The 12,855-nt window shown below is 46.2% G+C and carries 14 protein-coding genes; 7 read left to right on the top strand and 7 right to left on the bottom strand.

Annotated features, from left to right (window positions below; translation table 11 throughout):
* Positions 1 to 8 precede the first annotated feature (8 nt).
* From ACFO4O_RS13590 to ACFO4O_RS13565, 6 genes are all read left to right on the top strand, one after another.
* A complete protein-coding gene (locus ACFO4O_RS13590; protein ID WP_382409410.1) occupies positions 9 to 1,385 on the top strand; it encodes a DUF1501 domain-containing protein in 1,377 nt (458 codons plus the stop codon).
* A 137-nt stretch (positions 1,386 to 1,522) separates the two neighbouring features.
* Positions 1,523 to 1,795 carry a DNA-directed RNA polymerase subunit omega gene (gene rpoZ / locus ACFO4O_RS13585; RefSeq protein ID WP_382409408.1) on the top strand — a complete coding sequence of 91 codons (273 nt, stop codon included), beginning with the start codon at positions 1,523 to 1,525 and terminating at the stop codon, positions 1,793 to 1,795.
* 197 nt (positions 1,796 to 1,992) lie between these two features.
* Positions 1,993 to 4,104 (top strand): bifunctional GTP diphosphokinase/guanosine-3',5'-bis pyrophosphate 3'-pyrophosphohydrolase, encoded by a 2,112-nt coding sequence (spoT, locus tag ACFO4O_RS13580; protein WP_382409406.1) that lies wholly within the window; start codon positions 1,993 to 1,995, stop codon positions 4,102 to 4,104.
* Positions 4,105 to 4,171: 67 nt separating this feature from the next.
* Positions 4,172 to 4,558, top strand: coding sequence for a RidA family protein (locus ACFO4O_RS13575; RefSeq protein ID WP_382409404.1), 387 nt, complete (start codon positions 4,172 to 4,174; stop codon positions 4,556 to 4,558).
* 27 nt (positions 4,559 to 4,585) lie between these two features.
* A complete protein-coding gene (gene trmH / locus ACFO4O_RS13570; protein WP_382409617.1) occupies positions 4,586 to 5,263 on the top strand; it encodes a tRNA (guanosine(18)-2'-O)-methyltransferase TrmH in 678 nt (225 codons plus the stop codon).
* 121 nt (positions 5,264 to 5,384) lie between these two features.
* Entirely contained in the window at positions 5,385 to 6,044 is a 660-nt protein-coding gene (locus ACFO4O_RS13565; protein WP_382409402.1) for a peroxiredoxin-like family protein, read from the top strand.
* 55 nt (positions 6,045 to 6,099) lie between these two features.
* Here ACFO4O_RS13565 and ACFO4O_RS13560 read toward each other — a convergent pair whose 3' ends face one another.
* From ACFO4O_RS13560 to ACFO4O_RS13540, 5 genes are all read right to left on the bottom strand, one after another.
* Positions 6,100 to 6,678, bottom strand: a complete 579-nt coding sequence (locus ACFO4O_RS13560; protein ID WP_382409400.1) for a paraquat-inducible protein A — start codon at positions 6,676 to 6,678, stop codon at positions 6,100 to 6,102.
* Positions 6,679 to 6,702: 24 nt separating this feature from the next.
* Positions 6,703 to 7,512, bottom strand: a complete 810-nt coding sequence (locus ACFO4O_RS13555; RefSeq protein ID WP_382409398.1) for a hypothetical protein — start codon at positions 7,510 to 7,512, stop codon at positions 6,703 to 6,705.
* Between the two features lie 50 nt (positions 7,513 to 7,562).
* A complete protein-coding gene (locus ACFO4O_RS13550; protein ID WP_382409396.1) occupies positions 7,563 to 8,423 on the bottom strand; it encodes a tetratricopeptide repeat protein in 861 nt (286 codons plus the stop codon).
* A gap of 15 nt (positions 8,424 to 8,438) precedes the next feature.
* Positions 8,439 to 8,759, bottom strand: coding sequence for a hypothetical protein (locus ACFO4O_RS13545; RefSeq protein ID WP_382409394.1), 321 nt, complete (start codon positions 8,757 to 8,759; stop codon positions 8,439 to 8,441).
* A gap of 83 nt (positions 8,760 to 8,842) precedes the next feature.
* Positions 8,843 to 10,285 carry an NADP-dependent isocitrate dehydrogenase gene (locus tag ACFO4O_RS13540; RefSeq protein WP_382409392.1) on the bottom strand — a complete coding sequence of 481 codons (1,443 nt, stop codon included), beginning with the start codon at positions 10,283 to 10,285 and terminating at the stop codon, positions 8,843 to 8,845.
* Between the two features lie 119 nt (positions 10,286 to 10,404).
* Here ACFO4O_RS13540 and ACFO4O_RS13535 point away from each other — a divergent pair, with 119 nt between their 5' ends.
* A complete protein-coding gene (locus ACFO4O_RS13535; protein WP_382409390.1) occupies positions 10,405 to 11,334 on the top strand; it encodes a LysR family transcriptional regulator in 930 nt (309 codons plus the stop codon).
* Between the two features lie 29 nt (positions 11,335 to 11,363).
* Here the strand turns inward: ACFO4O_RS13535 and ACFO4O_RS13530 are convergent, their stop codons facing one another.
* Positions 11,364 to 11,663: a hypothetical protein gene (locus tag ACFO4O_RS13530; RefSeq protein ID WP_382409388.1), complete on the bottom strand. Its 300-nt coding sequence runs from the start codon at positions 11,661 to 11,663 to the stop codon at positions 11,364 to 11,366.
* Positions 11,664 to 11,753: 90 nt separating this feature from the next.
* Complete coding sequence (locus ACFO4O_RS13525) at positions 11,754 to 12,674, bottom strand: cation diffusion facilitator family transporter (protein ID WP_382409387.1); 921 nt, start codon at positions 12,672 to 12,674, stop codon at positions 11,754 to 11,756.
* Positions 12,675 to 12,855: the final 181 nt, after the last annotated feature.

Below are 12,855 nucleotides of genomic sequence, written 5' to 3'. Positions count from 1 at the left end.
CAGTTTTTATGGCTAAGCAATCACGTCGTCAATTTTTGAAAACGAGCCTCGCGCGAGCAGCAGGCATCACTACTGCCGCATCTTTAGGTTTGCATTTAGGTTTGGGCAAGCGTGTACTAGCGCAAAGTTCGAGCCGTTTTAGCGATAACAAAGCCCTTGTTTGTGTGTTTTTGTTCGGCGGCTGTGACTCATATAATCTTTTGGTGCCAACACAAGCGGGCGACTATCAAACATATAAAGGTGTGCGCCAAAATCTTGCGTATTCGCCAGATCAAGTGAGGGGCATCTCACCAAACAGCACGTCACCATATAGTGTGGGTATGCCAACGGCAGCGAGCGCTTTAGCGCAATTGTTTGACGAGAAAAAGCTATCGCTTGTGGCCAATATTGGTCCGATGACGCAGCCTGTTACAAAAGCCATGATAAAAAACCAGCCGTCTTTATTGCCCCCCCAGTTGTTTTCCCACAATGATCAGCAGGGTTTATGGCAGAGCGGTCTTGGGTATACCGGCTCTAGTACCGGGTGGGGTGGGCGTATGGCCGATTTGATTGCCGACACCAGCGACCCGCTATCGATGAATCTGTCGATTAACGGAAACAACTTAATGCAGGCGGGCACCATCATTCAGCCCTTTTCTGTTGACGCCTCCGGTCCGGAACAAATGGCAGCGCTTGACCCGACTAAAGACTGGAACGCTCGTCGCATTGATGTGTTTAGCCGCTTGCTTGAGGATGTACAGCATCCTTTTGAGCGAGCATACGCCAGTAAACTGCAGAGTGCGGCGCAAAATAATGAGCGGCTGATACAGGCACTTTCTTCTGTGGCGCCTACCGAGGTTAGCTATAACGAAGATAATAATCTGGCGCAGCAGTTAAAAATGGTGGCTCGACTCATTGCAAGTCAGCAAGCTTTGGGACAGCCACGGCAAATTTACTTTGTTGGTATGGGCGGATGGGATACCCACGATAATCAGTCATCTGTGCATCCGCAGTTATTGCAGTATTTAGGCCATGCTTTGCAGTCATTTCAACAAGATATTGACGCACGAGGCCTAGCTCAAGGTGTTACCACCTTTACGATGTCTGAGTTTGGTCGCACTTTAACGAGCAACGGAGATGGAACTGATCACGGCTGGGGCGGTCATCAAATGGTAATGGGCGATGCGGTAAAAGGTGGCGAGATATTTGGTCGACTACCTTCATTAGCCCTTAACTCCAACGACGACATGGGAGACGGGCGAATGGTGCCTGAGCTTAGTGTTGAGCAGATGGGAGCCGACCTAGCGCGATGGTTTGGCTTAAGTGAGCCGGAGATCAACACCATTTTTATGAATTTAAACCGTTTCGACGCCAACGCCTTGTCTATGTTTAAAACATACGTTTAAAGCAACGTAGAGACAGAAGCGCGCCTCTTGCCGGAGATAAACTTGTTTAGACATATATTTGTACTATGCTATATCAGTTTTATGCAGTATACTTCGCGACCCAATTTTTAAATCGACATTCAATTTTCGGAGCATTCATGGCACGTGTAACAGTAGAAGACGCAGTAGACAAAATCGGTAACCGATTTGACTTAGTGTTAGTGGCCGCTCGTCGCGCCCGTCAGATTGCCACTGAAGGTAAAGACCCTTTAGTTGAAATGGGCAATGATAAGCCAACGGTAGTAGCCCTTCGAGAAATCGAATTAGGTTTAGTGAATGCTGAAACCGTTCAAGCGACTGATTTGCAAGACCAGCGTGAGCAAGAAGCGGCAGAGTTTGCATCAGTTGCGAGCATTTTAGCGAATAGCTAAACGCAAATTCCAACGCATATAGCGCCGGATAACACCGAAACAAGCGCCTTATATTGCGGCTGAACGAGCACCAGTTTCTCATTTGCTCGGGTAAGTACAAAAATAAATCCAAACGCCGATGAAAATCGGCGTTTTTGCGTTTGCATGTTGGTAAAATAACCGTATTCTTAAGCCATACATGATTATGAAGTGTTTACGTGTACCTATTTGAAGGGCTGAAAGCAAAAATAAGTGAGTATTTGTCTGTAGAACAAGTGGAATATGTTCAGGCAGCGTACGTGCTTGCCCGCGATGCGCACGATGGGCAAACGCGGTCGAGCGGCGACCCGTATATTACACATCCAGTGGCGGTAAGCGGTATTCTTGCCGATATGCGTTTAGACTACGAAACGCTTATGGCCGCGCTATTACACGACGTTATTGAAGATACCGAGTATTCCAAAGAAGATTTAAGTTTAGCGTTTGGCGAGACAGTGGCCGAGCTGGTGGAGGGCGTAAGTAAGCTCGATAAACTGAAGTTTGGCAGTAAGCAGGAGGCGCAGGCCGAAAACTTTCGTAAGATGCTGATGGCCATGGTGCAAGACATTCGCGTGATTCTGATCAAGCTAGCTGACCGCACCCACAACATGCGCACCTTAGGGTCTCTAAGGCCCGACAAGCGCCGACGTATAGCGCTTGAAACGCTCGAAATATACGCGCCTCTAGCCCATCGGCTGGGTATCCACGATATTAAGAACGAGCTGGAAAATCTAGGTTTTCAGGCGATGTATCCTATGCGCCATCGGGCCTTGAAATCGGCCGTGACGCAAGCGCGTGGCAATCGCAAAGAAGTGATTGAGAAAACGCGCTTGGAGCTTCAAAACAAGCTTAAAGAGTTCGGCATTGACGGACGCGTAGCCGGTAGAGAAAAGCACTTATATTCGATTTACCGTAAGATGAAAAATAAAGAGCTGTCGTTTACAGAGGTGATGGACATTTACGGCTTCAGAGTCGTGGTAGATAAAGTCGACAATTGCTATCGGGTGCTGGGCGCTATTCATGGATTATACAAGCCTATTGAAAACCGCTTTAAAGACTACATTGCGATTCCGCGTTCTAATGGGTATCAGTCGTTACATACTTCGTTGAAAGGACCTCACGGCATTCCCGTTGAGGTGCAAATTCGCACCGAAGAAATGGACCACATGGCAGACAAAGGCGTTGCAGCCCACTGGCTTTATAAAGAGGCAGACGATCGCGGCACAACCGCTCAAATGCGCGCCAATCAGTGGATGCAGTCGGTGGTTGAGTTGCAGCAACGCTCGTCGAGCTCGGCTGAATTTATTGAAAGTGTTAAGTCAGACCTGTTTCCAGACGAAATTTATGTGTTTACACCAAAAGGCCGCATTATTGAGCTCCCAATGGGCGCAACTGCCGTGGACTTTGCGTACGCAGTGCACTCTGATGTGGGAAATACCTGCGTGGGTGCGCGGGTCGACCATCGTAACTTCCCTCTGAACAAGCCGCTTGATAATGGCCAAAGTGTTGAGGTGATCACCTCGCCTAGGGCTAAACCGAATGCCAACTGGCTAAATTTTGTGGTGAGCGCTCGCGCTCGCTCGAATATCCGGCATTATTTAAAACGTCAGCATGCCCATGATGCTACGAATATGGGCAACAGGCTATTACGGCATGCGCTTGGCGCAATAAAGCTGGACGAAATTGCCGAAGATGACATCGCACGGGTCGTCGAAGAAACAAAATATCAAAACTTTGATGAACTGCTTGCCAATATTGGTATGGGCAACGAAATAAGCGCCATGATTGCGCGTCGACTAGTGGGCGAGAATACCGAAATACCCGAGAAGAAAAGCAAAGTCGCCATTAAGGGTACAGAAGGTCTCATGGTGCACTTTTCGCGCTGCTGCCACCCTATCCCCGATGATGAAATTGTAGCTATTCTAAGCCCAGGGCGCGGCGTGGTGATTCATCAAACAGGCTGTACTAACATTCGTAAGCTAAGTAAAGAAGAGCCAAATCGCGTTTTACCCATGCTATGGGATGAAGACGCACAAGGCGACTTTAAAGCGGCACTTAGAATTGAACTTATTAATCGACAAGGCACGCTGGCAGCGCTCACCGCAGCAATTGCGAGCTGTGACTCTAGTATTATCAACCTACAGACCGAAGACCGCGACGATAACCACTACGTAATTGATATTGAACTTACCACCCAAAACCGCTTGCACCTCGCGAACATTATGCGCAAAATTCGCGCCTTACCTGAGCTGCAAAACATATCGAGACACAGCCAATACAAGCCAAAATAGCCGTAAAGGTATTGCGTGTAATCAGGCGCACCGTGGCGTTGGCAATGAAACACACTAAGGAAATCTTATGTCAAAATCTATCATTCAAACCAATGATGCTCCAGAAGCGATTGGTACATACAGTCAGGCCGTAAAAGCCGGAAGTACGGTGTATTTGTCAGGTCAAATCCCATTAGTGCCAAGCACCATGGAAATCGTCTCAGAAGACTTTGAAGCACAAGCGGTTCAGGTCTTCGAAAATATTCAAGCAGTGGTGAAGGCCGCTGGCGGTAATATGTCTAACTTGGTAAAAGTGAACATCTTTTTGACCGACTTGGGCCAGTTTGCCAAAGTTAATGAAGTCATGGCGCGTTATTTCAAACAGCCCTATCCAGCGCGCGCAGCGGTGCAGGTCAGCGCCTTGCCAAAAGCTGTACAGATTGAGATTGACGGTGTAATGGTTCTTCCTGAATAAACTAAGGATTAGGCAATGCAACAGTGCATGAGCCCAGAGCGCTACCAAAAAATTAATCAGGTGCTTGCTAAGCGCCAGCCCGATTTGACCCTCTTACTTGAAGAAGTGCATAAACCACATAATGTAAGCGCGGTTATTCGCAGCGCAGATGCGGTGGGTGTTTGCGATGTACACGCTGTTTGGGAGCAAAATAAAGCGCTGCGCAAGGGCACGGCAATGGGCTCACAGGTATGGGTTAAAACTCACGCCCATAGCAGCCTAAGCGAAGCGATTAATGTATTGCATCAGCAAAATATGCAGGTCTTGGTAACTCACTTAGACGATACCGCCGTTGACTTTAGAGATATTGACTATACCCAACCTACAGCTATTTTGCTTGGACAAGAGAAAACTGGCGCGACCGATGAAGCGGTGGCCTTGGCAGATAAATCGGTCGTGGTACCGATGGTTGGCATGGTGCAATCGCTGAATGTATCTGTTGCAGCGGCAGTAATATTATACGAGGCTCAGCGTCAGCGAGAGGCGGCTGGAATGTATCACATTCAAAAAGTGAGTGAGCAGCATATCCAAGAGACGCTGTTTCAGGGCGGTTTTCCAATTATTTACAAAGAATGTAAACGCAGAAATTTACCCTTCCCCCGCATCAATGAACAAGGCTGTATTGAGGCGGACGAGCAGTGGTGGCAAGCTCTGCAGTTCTCTTAACTTGCTCAGTCAGCAGCGCGCGACTCGCCCAGCGTGAGTTTAAATCAAAAACAATGAAATTATTTGTAAGGTTCAAAGGTCTTGTTTGGCAAGACGATACTGTTCACCTTAGGGATATTTCATGAAAAACATTTTCAAGCAAACACTTTACTTTAGATTATTGGCGCTCGTGGCCGTTGCGCTTGCGTTTACTTCGCTCCACGCGAATGCGCTAGACCGAACTCAAATCGCAGATACAGCAGAAAACGTGACGCCCATATTAAACGGGTCTACGGTAGCAAATGTAATGGTGAAAACCGCAGACGGTTCACCGGTAAGCTTACCGGCCTTACTTATGCAAAAGCCAAGTGTGATTGTGTTTTATAGAGGTGGCTGGTGTCCGTATTGCTCTCGTCAATTAGCTGAGCTTAAAGATATTGAGCAAGAATTAGTGGCAGAGGGCTATCAGATATTGGCTATTTCCCCCGAAACGCCAGAGAAGCTGCAGGCACAAAAATTACAAACTGAATTTGCCGCCCAGCTAATCTCTGACGCTGAACTAAACGCAATTCGTAGTTTTGGCATCGGGTTTTACGTGCCGGACGAAACCCGAAAGTTATATAAAGACCGTATGCAAATTGAACTAAGCGCCGATACGACTGAACGCGCTGTGTTACCTGCACCTGCGATTTTTATTACAGATACTAAGGGCACGGTTTTGTTCAATTATGTAAACCCTGACTTTAAAACACGCCCATCTGCGGCTTTGGTGTTGAGTGCAGCAAAATTAGTTAAGCAGTAAGATTTAAGTTAAGCAATAAGATTTAAGTAAAACACAAAAGGCGCTGTAGAATGTTCTAAGCGCCTTTTGTTGTTTGAGCTCTAATTCCACGCAACATGAGCTGGGAGCCCGCAAGGGACACTAGGCAATAAGCAGTAAAATAGTAAAACCCTTCGCCAACATTTGAGAGTGTTTGGGTGCTAATTTCAAAGCCGATGCGCATGCCTAAAAATGACATTTCTTGCTGTTGTGCATTTTCAGTATAGTTAGTTGATAAGACCGCTAGAAATACCGCTACCACAAACACATCTGCCATAGACCATTTGCCAATGGCGCTCACAAAATCTGTGATTTGCTGTTGTAAACGCTGAGTCTTTGCAAAATAAACCACCGTGAGCAATAGGCTCTTGGTAATCGGGATGACCACTGAAAAGATAAAAATAAGCGCTGCGACTAACAGGCGTTCATCCTCCCATAGCTTTTGCACGGTGGTAAGAATCGACAGCTCACGGTCAACTAATTGTGCATCAATACCGGTGCCTGAAATCGCTACAGCCATGTCCATGCTGAGCGTGAACATAGGCAAAATAATACCGGGCACAAACAGGCCAATGGCCACTACACTTAAAGCAAATCCAAGGTGTTTATTTAGCAAGGCCTGCTCCTCTGGTCTGATAAATTATTGTCTTGGAAAGGAAACAATAGAATAAAAATATCCACTAAACTGGCTATCAGCAGGCTGGCCAGTGGGAATTGAGTCGCCCGACATGCTGTAGCTTCCACTGTCTTGATACCAATCTTGCGTTTTCATGTCGCGCATGATGGTATCGAATGGCTTGTTCGATGTCTCAAAGCCATACATTTCACATTTACTCGCGCGGCATTGCACTGAGCTCAGCTGTATCTCTTGAGATAAAGTATGTAGCTTTATAAAATCTGAAATACGGGTTTCTAGTTGAATAGCCCAGTCAAAATCCTGCTCTTCGTTAAGAAATTCGCCATATTGTTCTTTAAATGCCATGCCAGCACTATTGACGATGGTGTTAAAAGGGGCCGTTAGATTTTCATTAATTTGCTCGGCCGTGACGGCTTGCTCTACTTCTATGCCGGCCTCTTCTAATGAGCGGTACGCGTCTTCTAGCTTTATGCTCACGCTACGATAACGCTGGGCTAAATCTTGGACGACTAGCTCCAACTGTTTGAGTTCTGCTTTTTGAGTACCCTCTGTATTGTTAACAGCTAAGCTGGTTTTACCGACTGATGACAGTGCTTCAGCAATCTGCGCGTCACAGTTGAGCGCAGCAGGCTTGTTTGCGCGCGTTGTTTGCATAGTCTCAGAGAGGCTGGGTCGTTGGTTAAGGTCGCAGGTAGTTTTACGCATGTCGCTGCCAGCGTCATCGTATATGTTTGGAGCAACGCTTTGACGCCCCGCAAAAAAAGCGATGAGTGAGAGTAATATCAGTAGTACAACTATGTTGAGTTTTTTCATGTTTCGTCCCTGAAGATCATTAGTACAAAGGCGCTGCCGTGGTTTCGCTTCTATCCACCCGGAAAGGCATTTTTAAATGCTTCTGATTTAACATAGTCTGCCATGCCTGGGTTGGCACGCAATTCTTCTGGCTTAATCGACAAGTCAAATTGACTTTCAATTGTTGCCAGCGTCTGCGTGAGTTGCTCAAACTCTTTTGCTTGGTTTTGAATGCTCGCCAAGGTCCAATATGCTGACATCAACTCAGGGTCAACTTCAATAGACTCCTCTACAAAAGCGCGGCCCTGCTTGTCTAAGCCCATCATCACCAAGTAGGCGCCTTTTAAATGCAGTAGTGCACCGTCTTTACCAACCAAAATCATAGCGCTGTCGATAGACGCTAGCACTTTCTCAAAGTCTTGGTTGTAAAAATGGTAATCGATTAATACGAACGCTGCTGAGGGGTCATCGCCATGATGCTCATACAAGGCGCTGAGTTTTTCAATGTACTGCTCTTCGCTCACCGTTTGCGCCAAACCAACAGCGAAATCTAGAAGGGCGCGAGTGTTCTTTACTTCAGGCGGCAAAGCTTCTAGCTTCTCATAAGCAAGCGCAAATTCATTTTGGCTGTATGCACCTACTATCTCGCCTATTGCACCTACTAAACTGGCATCGACAAAATTTATGTCAAACAGACTTTCGAGCTGAGGGCCCGATGGCTTACTCATTAAACTTGCCATGCGGGCAACGCCGATAGAAGAGAAGTTACCGCGACTACCAATAAAAAAATCAACAATGTTGAGGTCATCATCAAATACAGGCATAACAAACTCAATGGCGCCCGCTTGATAATCCATACGAATGACAGGGGTATCTTTAAGGTAAGCATTACTCGTAGTATGTTTGTAGCCAATTTGAGCGTTATCGTACAAGGCCATTCTAAATATTTAGCTTACCAAGTTTTGCTCCTGCAAGCCTTGATAAAAGCCCTTTGTAAATGCACGTTTTTCGTTGCCCTCAAGCCTCAAGTGCTGTGCAACGCGCTCGGTAAAGGCGAAAAGGTCAAACAAAGCATTTGCAGCTTCTAAATCTCGACCTTTGATGGTAGCCACAAATTCCTGTGTTTTTGCAATTCTAGCGTCGATTAGGGCGTCTTTTGCCGTGCTTGCAGATACCGAAAGTACGCTGCTTAGCGCCAACAGTATTGTTAGGCCGATAGCAGCTAATGCGCTGCGTGATAGTAGGTGAGGGCTTTCTCTAAGATTCATAACACCGTCCTTAGTCAGTAAAGCAAAATAGTACTACGCAGCACACAAAATTGAAACTGCGCAGTAGTTTGCTTCGTTAATTGCTATCCGTGCACGGCGGCGTATCCTGGCTCACCGTTAAAGTTATATAAGTTTTCAGTTTTAACCACATCAAAACCTGCGTCATGAAGCCTCGTTTGCAGGGCAAGGACTTCAGCAAAATCAAGATGCATATTGGGCGACATAAACCGGCAGCGCCAGTGATCAACGCAATAAGTTTCGGGAAATCCCTCTGGCCATACCTTAACACCGCGGTTAGTAATAAGTTTGAGATCCAGCGCGTCGCTGCCGTAGGTTTTCAGTTCCTCACCTAAAGTCTGTGCCTCGCCTTTTTGCCACTGCAAGAATATATCAATGCCTACCAGCTCTTTGTCGCAGGGTGTTTTATGAGCAACCGCCGGCAATACAAGTGGTTTGCTACCGGCATAAGAGGGTGCATTTAGTTGGCTAGGTGATTGCCCTAATCGCGAAATTACCGCTTTGGCAAACTCAGTGGTTCCTAAAAGAGCCTTGCTTTGTCCTTCTTTATAAATATCGGCGGTGTGCAATCCCTGCTCTAAGGTTGCAAGCCACGCATGATGGATTTTCTCGGCCACCTCGCTTTGACCAATATGCACCAACATTTGAATTGCCCCGTGCAGCAAGCCCGACGGGTTAGCAATATTTTGACCCGCTAAGTCTGGTGCTGAGCCATGAATAGCCTCAAACATGGCGCAATGGTCTCCAATATTTGCGGAGCCCGCCATACCAACAGAGCCAGCGATTTGAGCGGCGACATCTGAAATTATATCGCCATATAAATTAGGCATAACAATTACGTCGAACGCTTCTGGCGTATCGGCGACCCGCGCAGCGCCAATATCAACAATCATGCTGTCGTGTTGAATGTCTGGATATTCTTTTGCAATGTCTCTAAACACTTGGTGAAACAAGCCATCGGTAAGCTTCATGATGTTATCTTTGATAAAACAGGTTACGCGCTGACGATTTTGTTGCTGAGCGTATTCAAAGGCGTAGCGCACTATGCGCTCACAGCCAGGACGCGTAATGAGTTTTAAGCACTGATACACTTCTTCAGTTTGCCGATGCTCAATTCCTGCGTATAAGTCTTCTTCGTTCTCACGCACAATGACCAAATCCATATTTGGATGCTTAGTACGTACAAAAGGCGCATAAGCAATACACGGACGCACGTTAGCATACAAACCTAAGGCCTTGCGCATACTCACATTTAAGCTTTTATAGCCACCGCCCTGCGGCGTAGTGATCGGGGCTTTTAAAAACACTTTGGTGCGGCGCAAAGACTCCCATGCCGAGGCTTCAATTCCGTTGGATTGTCCACTTAAATACACTTTTTCGCCAATCTCAATGGGCTCAGGGGCAATTTGCGCACCAGCCGCTTCCAAAATATCAAGGGTGGCCTGCATGATGGATGGTCCAATTCCGTCGCCGTATGCGATGGTGATAGGGGTTTTATTCGTTGTCATAAGTGCTCCAATATTTTTATATCTTGTATTTATGTGCGAAACGATGACCGCATTGTAATGAAAAATTCAATCTGCAATAATAGATTTAATCGTTAGTATTCATAGATGATATTAGATATATGACTTGGGCAAGGCGCTTTCATACGCGGCAAACCACCTTCCGCCAACTCGAAATTTTTATGACCGTGGCAGAGTACCTAAGCGTAACACTCGCCGCCAAAGCACTTCATTTAGCGCAACCCACCGTGTCTACTCAAATTGCCAAGCTTGCTCAAGCGTTAGACGTGAGTCTTTTTGAGCAGGTCGGCAAGCAAATGTATTTGACCGATACCGGAAGAGACGTACTCAAAGCGGCCCGTGATATGTTTGAGGTGATGGATAATTTAGAGACCCAATTGGCGCAGCGTCAGGGCTTGTCGGTGGGGCAACTGCGTATTAGCGTGGTCACTACTGCAAAATATTTAATTCCGAGCTGGCTGGGCGAGTTTTGTCAGCGCTATCCTGACATAGAGCCTGAGTTTCAAATTGGTAACCGCGCTGAAATTATTCAGCGCCTGAAGCAGAATCTTGATGACTTGTATGTGTTTAGCAATCCCCCCAAAGAACTTGATATCGAATCTGAATTTTTAACTGAGAACCCACTCGTCGTTATTGCAAAACAAGATCACCCCTTAAGAAACGAAAAAGAAATTACTTGGGATATGCTAAAAGGTGAGCGCTTACTTATGCGTGAAAACGGCTCTGGAACGCGTTATGCGATAGAGCGTTTTTTTAATCAGCAGGGCTTGCAGATGCAGCAGCCAGCGACTATTGCTAGCAATGAAGCGATAAAAGAAAGTGTGATGGCGGGTTTAGGTATTGCCATATTAAGTCGCCATGCGCTCAATCATATGGCACCGGGAAATTTAATTTCCTTGCCGGTAAAAGGCTTTCCTATTCCAAATAGTTGGTATTGGGTGTTTCCAAAAGGCAAACACAAGTCAGCGGCGGCAACGGCGTTTAAATCGCATGTGGCAACAAAACTTGCGCTCGGGGCAAGGCTTGGTTAGTGCGCCATTTGTCTATTTATTCTCATTATCTATTCATGCTCAAGCATCACTGGCGTGCCGATGTACGTGATGTATAGATAGGTTACATCACCAAAGGATTGTGTAGATGTTGATACCTGCACGCCAACAATTGCATTTGCATCGGTAGGTGCTTGCGCCGAGAAGTTGTCGATAATATCTTGATAATCGGTGCGCTTGCGCTCAAACAAACCCACCACAATTCCGCGGTCTGATATTTCAATTGTGCCGGTAAACTGAATCATATTGTAGGCTTCGGCAATTGCCATTCCTTGCGGAAGTTTGTCGCCGGTTAAAATAAGTCTGCTCACGGTTGGTTCCTAACATGTTGAATTCCGATTTGGGCTTAGTAAGGGTATCGGACAAATTCCAAGAACCTTTTGCTTTATCAAACGCGCTTTTTAGTCGGCGAGCTTAGGGTCACATATAAACAGAATATCCATCAGAATGGACGGATTCCATTCGCGCATGGTGGTTTCAGAATGCTTGCGAATAGCGTCTAGCTCAGCCACCGTAACTTTGCCAAAAGACTTATCAACAATAATGTGCACCAGCAAATAAATATCTCTTCCCGACTTACTGATACGTACCTCTACATGTTCATAAGGCACAGCGTCGAGCGATTGTTTGAGACGTTTCTCAATCACTTTGGTAACCGATTCCGGTGGTGCCTTGTGAATCACCTCGTTGAGGCTCTCGAGCATAATTTTAAGCGGAATTGGCAGCATCGAAAGGCCCAAAACAATCAGTAATACAGGGTCTACGTAGGGAGCAAATTGTGCAAAGCCTAATGACTCAAGGCTAAAGGCAATCACGAACCCGAGTAAAATCGATGCGCTGAGCACACCATCTACAAACCATGTGTGTGCGTCAACGCTAACAAGGTCTGAGCGCAGCGATTTACTGCGGTGGGTCATGTAAAACGAAATGGCAAAACAACCCACCGTGGCAAATACGCCGTAAATCATTGCCAAATTGTATTGTGCAGCGTTTCCACCGCTAAACAGCGCGCTTACAGAGCCCACAACGGCGTATAAGCATGTGGCAATAATAATCAGCGATTTAAATAAGTTAAGGGTAGGTTCAATTGCGGTATAGCCGAAGTGAAATCGGTCGTCGTCTGGCATTTGTACCAAGTTAGCTACTTTTAGGGTAATAAGCGCCATAAAAAAAGCAATAAGTGAGTACACACCATCAAATAAAATAGCGTCTGAATGCGTCACAAAAGCGAAGCCAAATGCTAGCAACACAAAGAACCCTGCGGTATAAAAACTTAAGCGCAAAAGGCTCTTTTCTTTTTGTTCGTGAAAACCAATTGTCATGGTCTGTTCTGCAAGAAGTGATAACGGCGGGAGTGTACTCCGCTTTTAAAATTTTCATAGAGGGTTGAGCAAAAATATTGATGTATTTTTGCTCAAAACCCAGTGCGCTTATTCAGTTCTTATCGAGAGAACAGGTGTATACCGCAAGATAGTTTGATAATCTTGTGCATACCTTTGTTTA

The organism is Glaciecola siphonariae (assembly GCF_042652645.1).
GTDB lineage: Bacteria > Pseudomonadota > Gammaproteobacteria > Enterobacterales > Alteromonadaceae > Glaciecola > Glaciecola siphonariae.
The sequence above is the reverse complement of the archived record's forward strand: the minus strand, read 5'-3'. Positions and strand labels throughout refer to the sequence as shown.

Coding starts and splice junctions, on each gene's coding strand:
- ACFO4O_RS13590 (WP_382409410.1), top strand. CDS start 9: ATGGCTAAGCAATCACGTCGTCAATTTTTGAAAACGAGCCTCGCGCGA.
- rpoZ (WP_382409408.1), top strand. CDS start 1,523: ATGGCACGTGTAACAGTAGAAGACGCAGTAGACAAAATCGGTAACCGA.
- ACFO4O_RS13575 (WP_382409404.1), top strand. CDS start 4,172: ATGTCAAAATCTATCATTCAAACCAATGATGCTCCAGAAGCGATTGGT.
- trmH (WP_382409617.1), top strand. CDS start 4,586: ATGAGCCCAGAGCGCTACCAAAAAATTAATCAGGTGCTTGCTAAGCGC.
- ACFO4O_RS13565 (WP_382409402.1), top strand. CDS start 5,385: ATGAAAAACATTTTCAAGCAAACACTTTACTTTAGATTATTGGCGCTC.
- ACFO4O_RS13555 (WP_382409398.1), bottom strand. CDS start 7,512: ATGAAAAAACTCAACATAGTTGTACTACTGATATTACTCTCACTCATC.
- ACFO4O_RS13545 (WP_382409394.1), bottom strand. CDS start 8,759: ATGAATCTTAGAGAAAGCCCTCACCTACTATCACGCAGCGCATTAGCT.
- ACFO4O_RS13540 (WP_382409392.1), bottom strand. CDS start 10,285: ATGACAACGAATAAAACCCCTATCACCATCGCATACGGCGACGGAATT.
- ACFO4O_RS13535 (WP_382409390.1), top strand. CDS start 10,405: ATGACTTGGGCAAGGCGCTTTCATACGCGGCAAACCACCTTCCGCCAA.
- ACFO4O_RS13525 (WP_382409387.1), bottom strand. CDS start 12,674: ATGACAATTGGTTTTCACGAACAAAAAGAAAAGAGCCTTTTGCGCTTA.